Source organism: Streptomyces sp. NPDC006733, from assembly GCF_040636125.1.
Classification (GTDB): domain Bacteria; phylum Actinomycetota; class Actinomycetes; order Streptomycetales; family Streptomycetaceae; genus Actinacidiphila.
The window spans coordinates 65,606-83,449 of record NZ_JBEYJD010000008.1 but is presented as its reverse complement, the minus strand read 5'-3'; the positions used below and the strand labels follow the sequence as shown (position 1 = coordinate 83,449).

The window sequence follows — 17,844 nt, the reverse complement described above, 5'->3', positions numbered from 1 at the left end:
TACTCTCGGTTAGGAGGTACGGGCTTTGCCGCCGTTTGCGGCGCTTCGCCCGGCCTTCGGGTCGGCGTTCCCCTCGTCGAAACGCTCGTACGCATCCACGATGCGCCCCACCAGCTTATGACGCACGACGTCGGTACTTGTCAGGCGCGAGAAGTGGACGTCCTCGACGTCCTCCAGAATGTCCTGCACCTGCCGCAGACCGCTCTTCGTGCCGTTCGGCAGGTCGACCTGCGTGACGTCGCCGGTGATCACCATCTTGGACTCGAAGCCGAGGCGGGTCAGGAACATCTTCATCTGCTCGGCGCTGGTGTTCTGCGCCTCGTCGAGAATGATGAACGCGTCGTTCAGCGTCCGGCCGCGCATGTACGCCAGCGGGGCGACCTCGATCGTCCCGGCGGCCATCAGCCGCGGGATGGTGTCCGGGTCGATCATGTCGTGCAGCGCGTCGACCAGCGGGCGCAGGTACGGGTCGATCTTCTCGAAGAGCGTGCCGGGCAGGAAGCCGAGCCGCTCCCCCGCCTCGACGGCCGGGCGGGTGAGGATGATCCGGCTGACCTGCTTGGCCTGCAGGGCCTGGATGGCCTTGGCCATGGCCAGGTAGGTCTTGCCGGTGCCCGCGGGGCCGATGCCGAACACGATGGTGTTCTTGTCGATGGCGTCGACGTAGCGCTTCTGGTTGAGCGTCATGGGGCGGATGGTGCGGCCGCGGTTGGACAGGATGCTCTGCGTGAGCACCTGTGCCGGGGTCTCCCCCTCCGGGTCGGCCGCGTTGCCGTTGGTGCGCAGCATCGCGATGGACCTCTCCACTCCGTCTTCCGTCATCGGCTGGCCGGTGCGCAGCACCAGCAGCATCTCGTCGAAGAGCCGCTGGATGAGGGCGACGTCCTTGGGCTTCCCGGTCGCGCTGATCTCGTTGCCCCGTACATGGATGTCGGCGGCCGGGAAGGCCGTCTCGATCACACGGAGGAGGGCGTCCCCCGATCCCAGGACCGTCACCATGGGGTGCTTGGCCGGAACGACGAAGTGGGCGCGTGCCTGCGGCTGGTGCTGTGTCGGTGTCTGAGTCATGGGCCGGCTCGGAGCCTGGGAAACCCACCTTCTGATGACGACGTGCCCGGTGAGGGCCTTGGAGTACCCAGGGTACGTCGGTGACCCTTCTGGCCCGAGGGGTTTTCCGCCGGGGTTTCGCGGCGGGTTCCGGCGGCTGTTCCGGCAGGCGCTCCGGCGGCCGGTCCGGTGGACGGTCCACCGTGCGCGCCGCGGCGGGCCGCGCGGGCTGCCGCGGCGCGCGCGGTCAGCGTCTGCCCGTCCCCGCCGGTCCCGCCGGGCGGCGGCGGAAGCCGATGGTCGGGACGGCCCGGGGCAGCGGTCCCGGGCGGCTGACGGACGGCAGCAGGGCGTCGAGGAAGGCGTACCGGCGCAGCGCGTCCCGGTCCTGGTCGTCGAAGGCCTTGGCGTGCTGCCACCAGGCGGCGATCTCGATCCAGCCGGGGGCCGACAGCGAGCCGCCGAACTCCTGGACGGAGAGCGCCGCCGACAGGCAGGAGAACGCGAGCCGGTCGGCGAGCGGCCAGCCGGCCAGCGAGCCGGTGACGAACGCGGCGACGAACACGTCGCCCGCGCCCGTCGGGTCCAGCGCCTCGATCAGCAGGGCCGGGACCTCGGCGGTCTCGCCGGTCGCGGAGTCCACGGCGTAGGCGCCCTCGGCGCCCAGCGTGACGACGGCCAGCGGCACCAGCTCGGCCAGCTTGCGGGCGGCGGCGCGCGGGCAGTCGGTACGGGTGTAGTGCATGGCCTCGGCCGCGTTCGGGAGGAAGGCCGCGCAGTGCTCCAGGTCCGCGAGGTCCGCCGGGTCCCACCGCCCCGAGTCGTCCCAGCCCACGTCGGCGAAGATCCGGCTGCCGTGCCGGGCGGCGTGCCCGATCCACTCCTGGCCGGGGCCGCCCGGCTCCAGCGAGGCCACGCAGGCGCGGGCGGCGGGCGGGCACTCGGGGGCGGGCTCCTCGGGCGGCGGCGCCTCGTGGCCGTGCGAGACCATCGTCCGCTCGCCCTCGTAGGCCATGGAGACCGTGACCGGCGAGTGCCAGCCCGGGATGCGGCGGGACAGGCCGAGGTCGATGCCCTCCCCCTCCGACAGGCTCTCCCAGCAGTAGTCGCCGTACATGTCGTCGCCGAAGGCGGCGGCCAGCTGGGTGCGCAGGCCGAGCCGGGCCAGGGCGGTGGCCATGTTGGCGATGCCGCCGGGGCTGGAGCCCATGCCGCGCGCCCACGACTCCGTGCCGCGCACCGGCGCGCTGTCCAGGCCGGTGAAGATGATGTCCAGGAAGACGGTCCCGGTCAGATACACATCGGGTAGCGGATCCGCGGGCGGGCGGATCGCGGCCAGTGGGTCGAACACGGGGTGGTCGTCCATGAACAACACTGTGCACGATGAGACTGACAGTGGAGGTCACAGACGCATGAGACTTGTGATTCTCGGTGGCGGCGGTTTCCGCGTCCCGCTGGTGTACCGGGCGCTGCTCGCGGACGCGGGCGCCCCCGGCGCCTGCCGCGAGCTCGTGCTGCACGACACGGATCCGGTACGGCTGCGGGTCGTCGCGTCCGTGCTGGCCGACCAGGCGGCCGGCGTGCCGGGCGCGCCGGCGGTGCGGCTCGCCCCCGACCTGGACGACGCGCTGCGCGGCGCCGACTTCGTCTTCTCCGCGATCCGGGTCGGCGGCACGGCGGGCCGGGTGTGCGACGAGCGGGTGCCGCTCGCGGAGGGCGTGCTCGGGCAGGAGACGGTCGGCGCGGGCGGGGTGCTGTACGGGCTGCGGACGCTGCCGGTCGCGGTCGCGATCGCCGAACGGGTGAAGGCGCTGGCGCCCGACGCGTGGGTCATCAACTTCACCAACCCGGCCGGGATGGTGACCGAGGCGATGGCGCGGGTGCTCGGTGAGCGGGTGATCGGCATCTGCGACTCGCCGGTCGGGCTGGTCCGCAGGGCCGCGCGCGCCGCGGGCGCCGACCCGGACTCCCCCGCGTTCCGCTACGACTACGTGGGCCTCAACCACCTGGGGTGGCTGCGCGGGATGTCGGACGGCGGCCCCGACCTGCTGCCGGGCCTGCTCGCCGACCCGGCAGCGCTGGACTCGTTCGAGGAGGGCAAGCTCTTCGGGCCGCAGTGGCTGGCCGCCCTGGGGTCGCTGCCCAACGAGTACCTGCACTACTACTACTTCGAACGGGAGGCGCTGGCGGCGGTGCGCTCGGCCGAGGCGACCCGCGGGGAGTTCCTGGACCGGCAGCAGGGCGCGTTCTTCGCAGCGGCGGCGGCCGGGTCGGCGGACCGGCCCGGCGAGGCGTACACGCTCTGGGACCGGACGCGGCTGGAGCGGGAGGAGACGTACATGGCGGAGAACCGTGCCGCCACGGGTGGCTGGCAGCGCGACCCCCACGACCTGGACGGCGGCGGCTACGACCGGGTCGCGCTGGCCCTGATGCGGGCGATCGCGCGCGACGAGCGGACCACGCTGATCCTGAACGTGCCGAACGGGACGACGGTCGCCGCGCTCGACGCGGAGGCGATCATCGAAGTGCCCTGCGAGGTGGGCGCCTTCGGTGCCCGTCCGCTGCCGGTGGCGGCGCCCACCGAGCACCAGGCCGGGCTGATGCTCACCCTCAAGGCCGTCGAGCGCTCCGCGATCGAGGCCGCCGCCTCGGGCTCCCGGGCGGCGGCCCTGCGGGCGCTGGCGCTGCATCCGCTGGTGGACTCGGCGACGGTCGCGGGCCGCATCCTGGACGCCGCGCTGCCGGGGTAGGCGGGCGCGGCGTCCGGGGGCGGGCGGGGCGTCGTCCGAGGGCGGGCGGTGCGACGTCCGGGGGCAAGCGGTGCGGCGTCCTCAGAACACGACGACCGACCGCAGCACGTCGCCCTCGTGCATCCGCGCGAACGCCTTCTCGATGTCGCCGAGCCCGATCTCCTCCGTCACGAAGGCGCCCAGGTCCAGCCGGCCCTGCAGATGGAGGTCGATCAGCACGGGGAAGTCCCGGGACGGCAGGCAGTCCCCGTACCAGGACGACTTGAGCGAGCCGCCGCGCCCGAAGACGTCCAGCAGCGGCAGCTCCAGCGTCATCTCGGGGGTGGGCACGCCGACGAGCACGACGGTGCCCGCCAGGTCCCGCGCGTAGAACGCCTGCTTGTACGTCTCGGGGTGGCCGACCGCCTCGATGACGACGTCCGCGCCGAATCCGCCGGTCAGCTCGCGGATCGCCTCGACGGCGTCGGTGGAGCGGGAGTTGACGGTGTGCGTGGCGCCCATCCGGCGCGCCGTCTCCAGCTTCCGGTCGTCGATGTCGACGGCGATGATCCGGCCCGCGCCCGCGAGCCGGGACCCGGCGATGGCCGCGTCCCCGACGCCGCCGCAGCCGATGACGGCGACGGAGTCGCCGCGCCCGACACCGCCGGTGTTGATCGCGGCGCCGATCCCCGCCATCACGCCGCAGCCGAGCAGCCCGGCGACCGCGGGCGAGACCGCCGGGTCCACCTTCGTACACTGTCCGGCCGCGACCAGGGTCTTCTCGGCGAACGCGCCGATGCCGAGCGCCGGGGACAGCTCCGTGCCGTCCTCCAGGGTCATCTTCTGGCGGGCGTTGTGGGTGTTGAAGCAGTACTGGGGACGGCCGCGCAGGCAGGAGCGGCACTGGCCGCACACCGCGCGCCAGTTGAGGATGACGAAGTCGCCGGGCGCGACCTCCGTCACGCCCTCGCCGACCGACTCCACGATGCCGGAGGCCTCGTGGCCGAGCAGGAACGGGAAGTCGTCGTTGATGCCGCCCTGCTTGTAGTGCAGGTCGGTGTGGCACACCCCGCAGGCCTGCACCTGGACGACGGCTTCCCCGGGCCCGGGATCCGGCACCAGGATCGTCTCGACACGGACGGGTTCGTTCTTGCCGGGCGCGATGACGCCGCGTACCTGCTGAGTCATGGATTCACCGTACGCCCCGCCCGCCGGGTCGGCGGTCAGTCGAAGACGTACGCGTCGACCTCGGCGAGGTACGCGGCCCGCAGTGCCTCGTCCTCGCCGAGGAACGCCGCCTCGAACGAGTTGCGGGCCAGTTCGCGCAGCGTCTCGTCGTCCAGGGCGAGCGCGTCGCGGACCGCGTCGTAGTTGTCGCCCGCGTACCCGCCGAAGTAGGCGGGGTCGTCGGAGTTGACGGTCGCCAGCAGTCCGGCGGCGAGCATCGCGCGCAGCGGGTGGTCCTCGATGCGGTCGATGCAGCGCAGCCGCACGTTGGACAGCGGGCAGAGCGTGAGCGGGACGCGGTCGCGGACCAGGCGGGCGACGAGCTCCGGGTCCTCCAGCGAGCGCAGGCCGTGGTCGACGCGCTCGACGCCCAGCACGTCGAGGGCCTCCCAGACGTACGCGGGCGGCCCCTCCTCGCCCGCGTGGGCGACGCGGCGCAGCCCCTCGGCGGCGGCCCGCTCGTAGACCTCGCGGAACTTCGACGGCGGGTTGCCGACCTCGGCGGAGTCCAGCCCGACGGCGGAGATCCGGGACAGGTACGGCTTGGCGGCCTCGAAGGTGTCCAGCGCGGACTGCGCGGACTCGTCCCGCAGGAAGCACATGATCAGCTGCGTGCTGATGCCGTGCCGCTCCCGGGACGCGTCCAGCGCGCGCCCCAGCCCCTCGATGACGGTGCCGATGTCGACACCGCGCGCGGTGTGCGCCTGCGGGTCGAAGAAGATCTCGGCGTGCCGTACGCCCTGCTCGGCGGCGCGGGCGAGGTACGCGTCGGCGAGGTCGGCGAAGTCGTCCTCGGTGCGCAGCACGGCCATCAGCGCGTAGTACAGGTCCAGGAAGGACTGCAGGTCCGTGAAGGAGTAGGCGCGGCGGAGCTCGTCGGCGTCGGCGTACGGCAGCGTGACCCCGCCGCGCGCGGCGAGCGCGAAGGCCAGCTCCGGCTCCAGGGTGCCTTCGATGTGGAGGTGCAGTTCGGCCTTGGGGATGGCCTGGGAGACGGTCCGGGAGACGGCCTTGCGGAGGGGCACGGGGGGATCACTTCACAGTCGGTACACGTCGGTACGGCGGCGGGGGGCCGTTCAACGGTACAGGTCAGCGCGGTGCGGGCCGTACCGGCCCGCAGCGCCGTCGGCCCCGCGGCCGTGCCGCCGCCTCAGGTCGTGATCTTGAGGGTGTGGACGATCTGGTCGGCCGCCGCCGTCATCAGGTCGACCAGACCCGGTGCCGTCCAGGAGACCAGGACCATGACGGCGCTCTCGATGCCCGGCGGCCGCACCCCGTAGGTGACCGTCTCCATCAGGGAGCGCTCACCGCTCTCCCCGGTCCCGCGCCCCGCCAGGCCCTGGCGGATGCGGACGGCGGGCCCGGCGGGCACCGTGGCCCGCTCCACCTCCGGCTCCTGGAAGTCCCCGGTCGCGAAGACCTCGGTGATCCAGTCGAGAGTGATCGACGGCACTTCGGCGTCGGGGTGGATGACGTCCACCTCCAGCACGGCCAGCGCGGTGTCGAACCCCTCCGGGTACAGCCCGAACGCGAACACCGGCTCCCGCCCCCGGCTGTCGGCGGCGCGCTCCCGCAGGTCGTACATGAGCGCCTCGGCGTCGACCTCCTCCGACGTGGCCGCCGCCAGCTCCTTCGCCTGCTCCAGCGCCCACGCGCCGAGGTCGATGCCCGGCTCCAGGGGCAGCGGGATCCAGTCCTCGGGGCACTCGATGCCGCAGTTCCACGTGTCGTCGCTCACGGGTCACGCACTCCACTTCAGGGACAGCGCCACGGCGTCGAAGAGGTCCGCCATCGCGTCGGCGATCGGGTCGAGGGGCGTGGAGAAGGAGAGCAGCAGGTAGGCCTCCGAGCCCGGCACCGGTACGTGGTAGTCCACGGACGTGACCGGCAGCGCGCTGCCGGACGGATCGTCCGCCGGCGGCACCGTCCGGGCCCGCGTCCGCACGGACGTGCCGGCCGGCAGGTCCTCGACGGTCACCTCGTACTCGGCGGGACCGCCGCGCTCCGCCAGGAACCCGGCCAGCTCGTCCACCGGCACCCCGGAGCCCAGGCTCTCCTGCGGCACGAGCGTGACCAGCAGCGACGCGGGCACCGTCAGCCCGCCGGCCGCCTGCAGGCTCATGTACAGCTCGATGCCGCCGTTCCGGTACGCGTCCAGCGCACGGCCGCGCAGCTCCTCGCGCACCTGCTGCTTGACGATCGGCGCGTCGTCGACCCCCCGGAACTGCCGCTCCACGAGCGCGTCGACCGCCCCCTCCCGCCGTTCCGGATCGAGGTCGATCCGGAACCAGCCGTCGGGGAGCAGGAGCTGGTAGTCGCTCGGCGCGTCCGGCCTGCCGCCGGGGCCGCCGGGACCGCCGGGCTGCGCCTCGGACTGCGCGCCTGGCTGCGCGTCGACGTCGGTCATGAACGTGGCTCCTGTCGGGAAGTGGTCACCGGGACGTGCCCCGGGGCGTCGGCGGGCCCCTGGCCCGGCGCCGGGCGGTCCAGCCGGAGGTGGCTGTGCAGGCTGTGGGCGGCGAGGGGGACGAGCGTGCCGCCGAGGGCGAGGGCCGCGAGCACCGTGCCCGTGAGGCCCGCGCGCGGGTGGTCGGCGATCATCGGCACGCAGCCGAGCAGGGAGAACGCTGCCATGGCGATCGCCTGCCAGGTGCCCCCGCCACCGTGGACGGAAGCCGGAAAGCGCGACGCCTTGCGCGCGGTGGCCGCCGGCAGGCTCGTCAGCAGGCCGACGTCCGCCTGGCCGACCGCGGTGGCGGGCCAAGGCTGCTTCCTGCCCTGACGGCGGTCGTCGGCGCCCCGCCCGGTGGCGCCGCGCAGCTCTGTCCACCGCGCCTCCCCCTCCGGGCCGCCGAACCACGGGTCCCAGGGCAGGACGGCGCGGACCTCCCCGCCCGGTCCCTGGAACTCGATGCCCAGCGGTGCTCCGTTCGCGTTGTCCAGGACGCGGACCAGTGCGGCCACGCGGTGCGGGCCCGAGCGCGCGAGCCACCGCTCCTGCCCGAGGCTGTCCACCAGGACGATGTCCCGCTCCTGCACCCGGACCGCGGCCGTCGCGCAGAACCGGACGCTCGCTCCCGAGCCGGGCGCCGGGTCGGGCGCGATCCGCGACGCGACGGGATGGGCGGCACCGCGCTCGCGCAGCCGGGCCTGCAGGCGGGCGGCGAGGTTCAGCACCGGCATCACCAGGGCGGCGGCGGCCATCACGACCCACAGTTCCCGCGGCGGCTTGCCGACCGGGAAGAGGGCGAGGGCGAAGGCCAGGAACCAGACGGCCGTCGCCAGGCCCCGGCCGAGGGTGTTCCACCGGGGCAGCAGGCGGCCGGGATCGGCATACGTCGCGCTACCGCCGCCGGAGCGCGCGACAGTGGGGTCCTCGCGGTCGTGCACGGTGTGGAGCGGCACACCGGCATCTCTCAGGAGCGCGGCGAGCCCGGTCAGTTCGAGGATCCGGAAGCCGCGGTCCGGACGGAGCCCGCCCAGGACCGGGGACTCCGGGAGCCAGGGCTCCACGTCGATACGCAGCACGAGCTTGCCGTCGGCGTCCTGGAGTTCGACGAAACCCCAGGTGCCGGGGCGGGGCGGCACCGCCATGCTGCCGTCGATCCACGGCCCGACCGCGTCCATGTGGACGGCGCGTTCGATGCCGCCCGAGCCGATCGCGTAGCGGCGCTCACGCCCGTCCCGGGCACGCACCACCAGATCCTGGCCGTCCCGGTGGATCCGGGCGTTGCGGACCACGTCCAGGCCCGGATGGCGTCGCGCGGAGGGCCTCAGCGCGGGCTCGGCCACGAGCACGTCCGATCCCCGCCCGGAGGGCACGTCGTGCGGATCAGTCACCGATCTCCCTGACCGTCGAGTCCTTCAGTCCCAGCGCGTCACCCGCGCCGGCCTTGTCCGCCGCGTCGATGCTCGACGCGAAGCCCGTCGCGCCTATCCAGATCCGGGTCTGCGTCTTGAAGACGTCCGCCCCGGCGTGGACCGCGCTGTTGGCGACGTTGCCGACGCCGGCGCGGGCCAGGTTGGCGGCTTCCGTGGCGAGGCCCGTGTCGCCCACGGCGGCGCGCACGCCGGTCCAGGTGCTGCCGTGGAAGAGCTGCGGGACGTCGCGGAAGGCCTTGAGGTCCTTCACGCTCTGCCAGCTCTCTTTGGCGATCTTGACCGGGTTGACGGCGTCACCGACCCTGCCCCAGCCGGGGAACCAGCCCTTCGGCGCGTTCTTCATCGCGCTCGCGGCGTCCTTGCCGCGGGCGGCGCCGCCGGACTCGCGGTTGGCGATCTTCCAGGCCTTCTGCATCTGCTTCTGGTACGCCTTGCTGCCCTTCTTCAGGCCGTTCGCGACCGCGCCTTCCATGATGGACTTGTAGCGGGCCGAGCGCGCCAGCGCCCGCGTCCCCGCCGACGCGCCGCGCGCGCCCGCGATGGCGCCGCGGCCGATGCCGAACGTGGCGAGGCCCACGACGTCGAGGGCGACGTCGAACCAGTTGCCGTCGCCGGACAGCGCCAGCAGGACGTGGGCGACGAGCGAGACGAGGGTGGCGACCAGGGCGATGGTGCCCAGGATGCCCGCCAGGGCCTGGCCGATGACGGGGATCCAGCCGACGAGCAGGGAGAGCGTGCCGCAGATCGTGGCGACCCAGCCCGCGATGTCGGCGATCTTGCCGATGATGTCGGCGTGTTCGTGGACCCAGCCCTTGAACTTGTCCCAGCGGCTGTCCTTGAGGCCGTCGTGGTCGATGGCGTGCCGGATCGCGTCGGCCGCCTTCTTGGCGGCGTCGTCGCGGATGTGCTTCGCCCGCTGCAGTTCCTTCTTCGCCTCGGCGATCGCGCCCGTGGCGGCGTCCTGCTTGGCCTTGAGCTTGGCGGCCGTCGGGTCGTCCTTGGGCGTGTCGGCCGGCTGCTGGGAGATCGCGCGCTGCGCGCCCGCGTGCTCGGTGTCGGCGTCCTGGGCGTCGCGCAGGGCCTTGTCGGCGATCTTCTGCGCGCGGTGCAGGTCGCGCGCGTACGTGCCGCTGCTGACGCCGTCGCCCGCGTCCTCGCCGAGGGCCTTGGCTGCCTCGTCGTAGCGGTGGAAGGCCTTGCGCAGCTTGTCCGACGCCTTCGACGCCTGGTCGCGGAACTCCGTGGCGGCCTTGCCCTTCCACGCCTCCACGCCGGCGAGCGCCTTGATCTCGCGCGCCTCGCGCTCGATCGACTCGGCTGTTTTGCGCAGGTCCCGTCCGAGCGTGGCGACCGTGTCCGGGTTCCCGGGGATCGGGTCGCCGTGTTCGCCGAGGACTTCCCAGCCGTACGAGGGGCGGCTCATTTCGCGTCCTCCCCGCGCAGCGCCTTGGCGAGTTCGGAGTCCACCTGGTCGTAGGTCTCCGCCGCCTGCTCCGTGATCTTGGCGAGCTTCTCCAGTTCCTCGGTCAGTTTGGTGCGGTGCACCTTCCAGTTGCTGCCGAAGTCGTGGAAGACGTCGGTGAGCAGGTCGGATCCGATGTCGGACCGGCCGTACCCCTCCGACGGGTCGGCGTGCTTGTCGAACTCGTCGTGGATGCGCTTGAGCGCGGCTGAGCACTGCCGTATCCGTTGCGTGTCCGCAGCAAGATCCGGTTCCCCCATGGCTGTCCTCCGCTGACCTCGAACGGGAAGGGACTCGTACAAGTCCTGGGCAAGGTCGCAGCAGGGTACCAACGGCCCGCCGACAGGGCGAGGTTGAGCCGGACGCGGTCAGCGGCGCTTCGGGACAGGGACGCGCATCAGGTCCTCCGCCACCGTCAGTTCGCCCTCGAAGCCGGCCGCGCGGGTCTGCTTGCCGAAGAGCGAGGCGTCGGTGTAGCGCTGCGAGAAGTGGGTGAGCACGAGGTGGCGGACGCCGGCCCGCGCGGCCACCGCTCCGGCCTGGCCCGCGGTCAGGTGGCCGTGGTCGCGGGCGAGGTGCTCGTCCTCGTCCAGGAAGGTGGACTCGATGACCAGCAGGTCGCAGCCCTCGGCGAGGACGTCGACGCCCTCGCACAGCCGCGTGTCCATGATGAAGGCGAAGCGCTGGCCGCGCCGGACCTCGCTCACCTCCTCGAGGGTCACCCCGCCGAGCACGCCGTCGCGCTGCAGCAGGCCCACGTCCGGGCCGAAGATGCCGTGCGCGGCCAGGCGGGCCGGGATCAGCCGGCGGCCGTCGGGTTCGACGAGGCGGTAGCCGTAGCTCTCCACGGGGTGCGAGAGCTTGGCCGCGGAGAGGGTGAAGGCGCCGGTCTCGGCCAGCACGCCGTCCGCGGCGACCGGCTGCTCGGTGATCACGGCCGTCTCGCGGTACGCGGTCGAGTAGCGCAGCCGCTCGAAGAAGTGCTGCCCGCTGGCCGGGTAGTGGGCCGCGATGGGATGCGGGACCCGGTCGAGGTTGATCCGCTGGATCACCCCGGCCAGGCCCAGCGAGTGGTCGCCGTGGAAGTGCGTGACGCAGATCCGCGTCAGGTCGTGCGCGGCGACGCCCGCCAGCAGCATCTGGCGCTGGCTGCCCTCCCCCGGGTCGAAGAGGATGCCCTCGTCGTCCCAGCGCAGCAGGTAGCCGTTGTGGTTGCGGAGCCGGGTCGGGACCTGGCTGGCGGTGCCGAGCACCACGAACTCGCGGATGGACAACGCCGCTATCCGGGGGGCCACTCGAGACCGCGTCCGCCGAGCACGTGGGCGTGCGCGTGGAAGACGGTCTGGCCGGCGCCCGCGCCGGTGTTGAACACGATGCGGTAGCCGCGGTCGACGGTCTTCTCCGCCTCCGCCACCTCGCCCGCCTCGCGCAGCACGTCGGCGGCGGCCTGCGGGTCGCCGACCGCGAGCGCGGCGGCGTCCGCGTAGTGCACCTTGGGGATCACCAGCACATGGGTGGGCGCCTGCGGATTGATGTCGCGGAACGCCACTGTCGTGTCGGTCTCGCGGACGATCGTCGCCGGGATGTCACCGGCCACGATCTTGCAGAACAGGCAGTCCGCCTGGGGTTCTCCCGCCATGGGTGGTTCTCCCTCGTCGCTCGTCGGGCAGTGGTCGCCGAAAGGCGCCATCGTATCGGCCGGGCGCGCCCCGCCGCCGTTACGGCAGCGGCGGCGGTGTCTTGGCCGGGCGCTCCGCGAGGGACGCCAGCGCCAGGTCGATGGCGGTGTCGAGCTGCGGATCGACGCCCGCGGCCCAGTCCTGCGGGCGCTGCAGCACCTCGACGTCCGGGTCGACGCCGTAGTTCTCGACGTCCCAGCCGTACCCCTCCAGCCAGAAGGCGTACTTGGGCTGGGTGACGGCCGTGCCGTCCACCAGGTCGTACCGGCTGTCGATGCCGACCACGCCGCCCCAGGTGCGGGTGCCGACGACCGGGCCGATGTCCAGGGCCTTGATGGCGGCGTTGACGACGTCGCCGTCCGAGCCGGAGAACTCGTTGGCGACCGCGACGACCGGCCCGCGCGGCGCGTCCAGCGGGTAGCTCTGCGGGCGCAGCCCGCGCGGCAGGTCCCAGCCGACGATGCGGCGGGCCAGCTTCTCGATGACGAGCTGCGACGTGTGGCCGCCCCGGTTCTCCCGGACGTCCACGACCAGGCCCTCGCGGGCGACCTCGACGCGCAGGTCGCGGTGGAGCTGCGCCCAGCCGAAGCCGACCATGTCCGGGACGTGCAGGTAGCCGAGCCGGCCGCCGGAGCGCTCGTGGACGTGGGCCCGGCGGCCCGCGACCCAGTCGTGGTAGCGCAGCGGCTCCTCGTCGGCGAGCGGCACGACGACGACGTGGCGCGGGGCGCCGCCGTCCGCCGGGGCGACGGTCAGCTCGACGGGCTTGCCCGCGGTTCCGGTCAGCAGCGGGCCGGGCCCGGCGACCGGGTCGACGGCGTGGCCGTCGACCGCCAGCAGGCTGTCGCCGGCGCGCACCGCGACACCGGGCGCGGCCAGCGGGGAGCGGGCCTGCGGGTCGGAGGACTCGCCGGGCAGCACGCGGACGACCTGCCAGCGGCCGTCCTCCGCGCGGGCGAGGTCCGCGCCGAGCAGCCCCTGGCGGGTCAGCGCGTCCCGGTGGCCACCGGGCGGCGTGACGTACGCGTGCGAGGTGCCCAGCTCTCCCTGGACCTCCCACAGCAGGTCCATCAGGTCGTCGTGGGTGGCGACGCGCTCCAGGACCGGCCGGTAGCGCTCGGCGACCGCGTCCCAGTCGGTGCCGCCCATGTCGGCGCGCCAGAAGTTGTCACGCATCAGCCGGTGCGCCTCGGCGTACATCTGCCGCCACTCGTCCTGCGGGCGGACGGTCACGCGGACCCGCGACAGGTCGACGGTGACGCTCGCGTCCGAGTCGTCGTCGTCCGACGACTTGCTGTCGGCGGGGACGACGCGCAGCCGGCCGTTGGTGGCCAGCAGCACCTTGGTGCCGTCACCGGTGACGGAGAAGTCCTCGGCGTCGTCCGCGAGTTCCTCCACCCGCAGCTGCTTGAGGTCGTAGCGCTCCAGGACGCTGCCGGGCGGCTGCGCCTCGGGCGTGGCCAGTGCCGTGCCCAGGGTGCCGAGCAGCGGGTGGCGCAGCCAGAGCAGGCCGTTCTTGGCGGCGGTCAGCGACGTGTACCGGCCGGCCTCGACGGGGAACGGGACGATGCGGTCGGCGATCCCCTCGAAGTCGACGCGGGTGGCGGGGACGCGGGGGCGGTCCTCGCCGTCGCCCTGCCGGCCGTCCTGGCCCGCGCCGTCGCCGTCGGCGTCGGAGCGGTCGTCCTTGGCCTCGTCGTCCGGCTCCTCGACCGGGCGGCCGTGCCGCTGCGGTCCGAACGGGGACGGGGTGGTCGCCGCCAGGGTGAGCAGGTGCGGGCGGCAGGCGTTGGGGAAGGACAGGTCGAAGACGTGGGCGTCGTAGACCGGGTCGAAGGCCCGCTCGGACAGGAAGGCGAGGTGCTTGCCGTCCGGCGTGAACGCGGGCGCGGAGTCGTTGAAGCGCAGCGGGGTCGCGTCGGCCACCGACAGGTCCGAGGTCGCGGCGATCTTCAGCTGGCGCAGCGGGTCGGGGCCGGGGTGCGACCAGGCGAGCCAGGCCGAGTCCGGCGAGAACGCCAGACCGGTCACGTCGCCGGCGTCGCTGACCGCGACCTCGCGCACCTCGCCGGTCTGCGTCTCGACCAGCAGCACCCGGCCGTCGTGCGAGGCGACGGCGATCCGGTGCCCGTCCGGGGACACCTCGAGCTCCAGGACGCGGCCGAGGCGGCCGGCCGCCAGCCGGCGGGGCGCGGCGCCGGGCGCCAGACCGGCCGCGGGCGAGAGTTCGAGGGCGTCCTCGCCCTCGGCGTCGGTGACCCAGACGACCTGCTGGTCGCCCCCGCCGCCGAAGGTGCGCGGCAGCCGTGTCCTGACCCCCGGCTGCGCGGCGAGCGCGCGGGCCGGGCCGCCGCGGTGGGTGACCCAGTGCGTGGTGCCGCGGACCTCGACGGCGCTGCCGCGTCCCGTGTGGTCCGGGCGGGCGTCCCCGAGGTGGTGCGCGGCCCGGATCGGGTGCGGCTGCAGGTCGGTGCGCTGGCCGCCGAGGCGGACCGCGACCGGGCGCGGCTCGGCCGACTCCAGGTCGTCGAGCAGGAACAGCTCGCCGGCCGAGGTGTACACGACGCGGGTGCCGTCGGTCGCGGCCTGCCGGGCGTAGAAGCCGTCGAGGGGGGTGTGCCGGCGCAGGTCCGAGCCGTCGGGGAGGCTGGAGTAGAGCGCGCCGGTGCCCTCGTGGTCGGAGAGGAACGCGATGCGGTCCCCCACCCACAGCGGGGATTCGAGGTTGCCGTCCAGGTCCGCGTGCAGCCGCTCGAAGTCGCCGCCGCCCGTCAGGTCGATCCACAGCCTGCCCGCCGTGCCGCCCCGGTAGCGCTTCCAGGCCGCGGCCTCGCGGCCCATCGTCGCCGACAGCAGCAGCACCGCGTCCCCGGGCCCGTACGCCAGATCGCCGACCGGCCCGAACGGCAGGGTGCGCGCCGGCCCGCCGTCCAGCGGCACCGCCCGCGCCCACGTGCGGCGCAGCGAGGGCTGGCCCTGGGTGCTGATCGCGACGACCTCGCCCTGCGGCGTCCAGCCGCGCACCGACGTCCTGCCGCTGCCCCAGTGCGTCAGCCGGGTGGACGGGCCGCCGTCGAGGGGCGCGACGTGCACCTCGGGCGCCCCGTCCCGGGTGGAGGTCCAGGCGACCGTCGTTCCGTCCGGCGAGATGCGGGGATGGCCGACCGGCATGTTGTCCGCGCTGACGCGCCAGGCGCGTCCGCCGTCGAGCGGCGCCACCCAGACGTCGTCCTCGGCGACAAAAGCGACCAACTCACCGTTTACATGCGGATACCGGAGGTACGAAGGCTGTGTCACTCCGCCACATTAACCATGATCGAGGAGGCGAACGAGCGCTTTGTCTTCAGCTCCTGGCGGAGGCGGCGGACGTTTCGGCGGTCGCCCCGGCGTCCTGTCAGGACGTCTTGGATGTCCTCCCGGTGGCCGGTCCCGACGGCGCCGTGCAGTCGCCCAGCCCGCCCACGTCGAAGACCGTGCGCTTGCCGACCTGCGCGGTCAGCCGGCCGCGCACGCAGCGGCCGTCCAACTGCTCGGTGATCCGGCCGGTGACGGTGATCGCCTGCTGGTCGGCGGTCTCGCCCTGGCAGTCCACGGACGCGATGCCCTTGGTCGTCGCGCCGGACGGCCGCGGGCTCGCCGTCCGGGTCGCGGTCGTGGCGCTGTTCACCGAGGCGCTGCACGACAGCCACCGGACGTCGAAGCCGCGGTCCTTCAACGCCCGGGTGCCCAATTGGTCCGTGGTGATCGACACCGCGGAGGCGGTCATCCCGTCGGCCGGATCGCACGCCACCACGCCGCCGAACGCCGCCAGTGCGAGGCCTCCGGCCACTCCCCACTGCTGTAAACGTCTCATACCGGCAGCGTCCCGCGGCCCCGTGCGCCGCACATCGCCCACGCGACGTAGAACGTCCCTTACGGGACACGGAATCGGCCGCACGGCCGCACGGCCGGGCGGCGGGGCCCGGCCGGACCCGCCGGTCAGGACCAGCGGCCGGTGCGCCCCAGCAGCAGCGCGGTGGCGGCGACCCCGGCGGTGGAGGTCCGCAGCACCGTCGGACCCAGCCGGTACGGCTTCGCCCCCGCGGCGGCGAAGGCGTCGAGCTCGTCGGGCGAGACCCCGCCCTCCGGCCCGACGACCAGCACGATGTCTCCCTCGGACGGCAGTTCGGCGTCGGCCAGCGGCGCGGAGCCCTCCTCGTGCAGGACCGCGGCGAACGCGGCCCCGCCGAGCAGGCCCGCCAGCTGCCGGGTCGTCATCATCTCGGCGACCTCGGGGAACCGCAGCCGCCGCGACTGCTTCGCGGCCTCCCGCGCCGTCGAGCGCCACTTGGCGAGCGCCTTGGCGCCGCGGTCGCCGCGCCACTGGGTGATGCAGCGGGACGCCGCCCACGGCACGATCGCGTCGACGCCGGTCTCCGTCATCGTCTCGACGGCCAACTCGCCGCGGTCGCCCTTGGGGAGCGCCTGCACGACCGTGATCCGCGGCGCCCGCGCCGGTTCCGTGCGCAGCTCCGAGACCGCGACCTCCAGCCGGTCCTTGCCCTCGACGGAGGCGACCACCCCGTACCCGCCCGCGCCCTCGCCGTCGGTCAGGACGATCTCCTCGCCGACCGCGAGCCGCCGCACGGACACCGCGTGCCGCCCCTCGGCGCCGGACAGGACGACCCGGCCGCCGCCCGCCTCCCGCAACTGCCCGGGTTCGACGATGAATACCGGCGCGGTCATCCGCATGCCTTCCGTACTGTGTCGAGTTCCTTCATGAGCACGGCGACGAGTTCCGCCGCCGGCAGCGCGCGCGCCAGCCGGTGTCCCTGCCCCGCCCACAGCGCCATCGCCTGCGGATCCCCGGCCGCCGCGGCGGCCTTGCGGATGCCCGCGGTCAGATGGTGGATCTGCGGGTACCCGGCGGGCGCGTACGGCCCGTGCTCCCGCATGAAGCGGTTGACCAGCCCGCGCGCCGGCCGCCCGGAGAACGCCCGGGTGAACTCGGTGCGGGCGTAGACCGGATCGGTGATGGCGCGCTTGTGCAGCGCGTTGGCCCCGGACTCCGGGCAGACGAGGAACGCGGTGCCCAGCTGCGCGGCGTCCGCGCCCACCGCCAGGACGGCAGCGATCTGGTTGCCGCGCATCAGCCCGCCCGTCGCGATGACGGGCAGCTGGACGGCCTCGCGGACCTGCGGGACGAGCGTCAGCAGCCCGAACCCCGCGTGGTCCAGCTCCGGGTCGTCCCGGTGGGTGCCCTGGTGGCCGCCCGCCTCCGTCCCCTGGACGCAGACCGCGTCGGCGCCCGCCCACTGGGCGGCGAGCGCCTCGGCGGGGGTGGTCACCGTCACCACGGTGTACGTCCCCACCTTCGCGAACGCGTCGAAGACCGGCCGGTCCGGGCAGCCGAACGTGAAGCTGACGACGGGGACCGGGTTGTCCAGCAGTATCGCGACCTTGGCGTCGTACGCGTCGTCCTGCCCCGACTCGGGGTCGCCCAGGGGCGTGGAGTACCAGGCGGCCTCGCCCGCGAGCTGCTCGGCGTAGACCTCGATGGCGGACCGGTCCGCGGTGTCCGGCTGCGGCGTGAACAGGTTCACCCCGAACGGTTTCGACGTCAGGTCGCGCAGCTGCCGGATCTCCTCGTACATCGCTTCCGGCGTCTTGTAGCCGGCGGCGAGGAATCCCAGGCCGCCGGCGTCGCCCACGGCCGCGGCGAGCCGCGGGGTGGAGCCGCCGCCAGCCATCGGCGCCTGGATGATCGGGGACTCCGAGAACGACGAGAGATCGGTCAACGGGGACATACGCCCATCGTTTCACGCCGGGCGGGCCCGAA

At 73.8% G+C, this 17,844-nt stretch carries 16 protein-coding genes; 1 reads left to right on the top strand and 15 read right to left on the bottom strand.

The genetic code is table 11. The features are described from left to right. Nucleotides 1–9 precede the first annotated feature (9 nt). Both ABZ721_RS09775 and ABZ721_RS09770 read right to left on the bottom strand, forming a co-directional pair. Nucleotides 10–1,068, bottom strand: a complete 1,059-nt coding sequence (locus tag ABZ721_RS09775) for a PhoH family protein (RefSeq protein ID WP_358788082.1) — start codon at nucleotides 1,066–1,068, stop codon at nucleotides 10–12. Between the two features lie 226 nt (nucleotides 1,069–1,294). Further along, on the bottom strand, nucleotides 1,295–2,413 hold the full coding sequence (locus ABZ721_RS09770) for a PfkB family carbohydrate kinase (protein WP_358788081.1): 1,119 nt from the start codon (nucleotides 2,411–2,413) through the stop codon (nucleotides 1,295–1,297). A gap of 46 nt (nucleotides 2,414–2,459) precedes the next feature. On the opposite strand from ABZ721_RS09770, the gene ABZ721_RS09765 reads away from it, so the two are divergent. After that, nucleotides 2,460–3,797, top strand: a complete 1,338-nt coding sequence (locus ABZ721_RS09765; RefSeq protein ID WP_358788080.1) for a 6-phospho-beta-glucosidase — start codon at nucleotides 2,460–2,462, stop codon at nucleotides 3,795–3,797. A gap of 81 nt (nucleotides 3,798–3,878) precedes the next feature. Here ABZ721_RS09765 and ABZ721_RS09760 read toward each other — a convergent pair whose 3' ends face one another. The 13 genes from ABZ721_RS09760 to ABZ721_RS09700 form a co-directional block, all read right to left on the bottom strand. Further along, nucleotides 3,879–4,964, bottom strand: coding sequence for an S-(hydroxymethyl)mycothiol dehydrogenase (locus ABZ721_RS09760; protein WP_358788079.1), 1,086 nt, complete (start codon nucleotides 4,962–4,964; stop codon nucleotides 3,879–3,881). 35 nt (nucleotides 4,965–4,999) lie between these two features. Beyond that, complete coding sequence (locus tag ABZ721_RS09755; RefSeq protein WP_358788078.1) at nucleotides 5,000–6,028, bottom strand: adenosine deaminase; 1,029 nt, start codon at nucleotides 6,026–6,028, stop codon at nucleotides 5,000–5,002. Nucleotides 6,029–6,153: 125 nt separating this feature from the next. Further along, on the bottom strand, nucleotides 6,154–6,741 hold the full coding sequence (locus ABZ721_RS09750) for a hypothetical protein (RefSeq protein WP_358788077.1): 588 nt from the start codon (nucleotides 6,739–6,741) through the stop codon (nucleotides 6,154–6,156). Between the two features lie 3 nt (nucleotides 6,742–6,744). After that, complete coding sequence (locus tag ABZ721_RS09745; protein ID WP_358788076.1) at nucleotides 6,745–7,410, bottom strand: hypothetical protein; 666 nt, start codon at nucleotides 7,408–7,410, stop codon at nucleotides 6,745–6,747. Beyond that, nucleotides 7,407–8,843, bottom strand: a complete 1,437-nt coding sequence (locus ABZ721_RS09740) for a hypothetical protein (protein ID WP_358788075.1) — start codon at nucleotides 8,841–8,843, stop codon at nucleotides 7,407–7,409. Before ABZ721_RS09740 ends, ABZ721_RS09745 begins: the two co-directional genes overlap by 4 nt. Beyond that, the gene (locus ABZ721_RS09735) at nucleotides 8,836–10,308 is read right to left on the bottom strand and encodes a putative T7SS-secreted protein (RefSeq protein WP_358788074.1); all 1,473 of its coding nucleotides are present in this window, start codon (nucleotides 10,306–10,308) and stop codon (nucleotides 8,836–8,838) included. The genes ABZ721_RS09740 and ABZ721_RS09735 overlap by 8 nt, the downstream gene beginning before the upstream one ends. After that, entirely contained in the window at nucleotides 10,305–10,607 is a 303-nt protein-coding gene (locus ABZ721_RS09730; protein ID WP_358788073.1) for a hypothetical protein, read from the bottom strand. Before ABZ721_RS09730 ends, ABZ721_RS09735 begins: the two co-directional genes overlap by 4 nt. A gap of 108 nt (nucleotides 10,608–10,715) precedes the next feature. Further along, nucleotides 10,716–11,621 (bottom strand): ribonuclease Z, encoded by a 906-nt coding sequence (locus tag ABZ721_RS09725; RefSeq protein WP_358788072.1) that lies wholly within the window; start codon nucleotides 11,619–11,621, stop codon nucleotides 10,716–10,718. 5 nt (nucleotides 11,622–11,626) lie between these two features. Then, nucleotides 11,627–11,986: a histidine triad nucleotide-binding protein gene (locus tag ABZ721_RS09720; RefSeq protein ID WP_358788071.1), complete on the bottom strand. Its 360-nt coding sequence runs from the start codon at nucleotides 11,984–11,986 to the stop codon at nucleotides 11,627–11,629. A 79-nt stretch (nucleotides 11,987–12,065) separates the two neighbouring features. Continuing rightward, nucleotides 12,066–15,323 carry a PDZ domain-containing protein gene (locus tag ABZ721_RS09715; protein WP_358788070.1) on the bottom strand — a complete coding sequence of 1,086 codons (3,258 nt, stop codon included), beginning with the start codon at nucleotides 15,321–15,323 and terminating at the stop codon, nucleotides 12,066–12,068. Between the two features lie 97 nt (nucleotides 15,324–15,420). Continuing rightward, a complete protein-coding gene (locus ABZ721_RS09710; RefSeq protein WP_358788069.1) occupies nucleotides 15,421–15,879 on the bottom strand; it encodes a hypothetical protein in 459 nt (152 codons plus the stop codon). Nucleotides 15,880–16,004: 125 nt separating this feature from the next. Further along, nucleotides 16,005–16,751: a 16S rRNA (uracil(1498)-N(3))-methyltransferase gene (locus ABZ721_RS09705; protein WP_358788068.1), complete on the bottom strand. Its 747-nt coding sequence runs from the start codon at nucleotides 16,749–16,751 to the stop codon at nucleotides 16,005–16,007. Further along, nucleotides 16,748–17,812 (bottom strand): nitronate monooxygenase, encoded by a 1,065-nt coding sequence (locus ABZ721_RS09700; RefSeq protein ID WP_358788067.1) that lies wholly within the window; start codon nucleotides 17,810–17,812, stop codon nucleotides 16,748–16,750. Before ABZ721_RS09700 ends, ABZ721_RS09705 begins: the two co-directional genes overlap by 4 nt. Nucleotides 17,813–17,844: the final 32 nt, after the last annotated feature.

Excerpts from the sequence above, each read along its gene's own strand:
- ABZ721_RS09775 (WP_358788082.1), bottom strand. The coding sequence starts at position 1,068 with ATGACTCAGACACCGACACAGCACCAGCCGCAGGCACGCGCCCACTTC.
- ABZ721_RS09770 (WP_358788081.1), bottom strand. The coding sequence starts at position 2,413 with ATGGACGACCACCCCGTGTTCGACCCACTGGCCGCGATCCGCCCGCCC.
- ABZ721_RS09700 (WP_358788067.1), bottom strand. The coding sequence starts at position 17,812 with ATGTCCCCGTTGACCGATCTCTCGTCGTTCTCGGAGTCCCCGATCATC.
- ABZ721_RS09705 (WP_358788068.1), bottom strand. The coding sequence starts at position 16,751 with ATGACCGCGCCGGTATTCATCGTCGAACCCGGGCAGTTGCGGGAGGCG.
- ABZ721_RS09735 (WP_358788074.1), bottom strand. The coding sequence starts at position 10,308 with ATGAGCCGCCCCTCGTACGGCTGGGAAGTCCTCGGCGAACACGGCGAC.
- ABZ721_RS09720 (WP_358788071.1), bottom strand. The coding sequence starts at position 11,986 with ATGGCGGGAGAACCCCAGGCGGACTGCCTGTTCTGCAAGATCGTGGCC.
- ABZ721_RS09745 (WP_358788076.1), bottom strand. The coding sequence starts at position 7,410 with ATGACCGACGTCGACGCGCAGCCAGGCGCGCAGTCCGAGGCGCAGCCC.
- ABZ721_RS09765 (WP_358788080.1), top strand. The coding sequence starts at position 2,460 with ATGAGACTTGTGATTCTCGGTGGCGGCGGTTTCCGCGTCCCGCTGGTG.
- ABZ721_RS09710 (WP_358788069.1), bottom strand. The coding sequence starts at position 15,879 with ATGAGACGTTTACAGCAGTGGGGAGTGGCCGGAGGCCTCGCACTGGCG.
- ABZ721_RS09760 (WP_358788079.1), bottom strand. The coding sequence starts at position 4,964 with ATGACTCAGCAGGTACGCGGCGTCATCGCGCCCGGCAAGAACGAACCC.
- ABZ721_RS09730 (WP_358788073.1), bottom strand. The coding sequence starts at position 10,607 with ATGGGGGAACCGGATCTTGCTGCGGACACGCAACGGATACGGCAGTGC.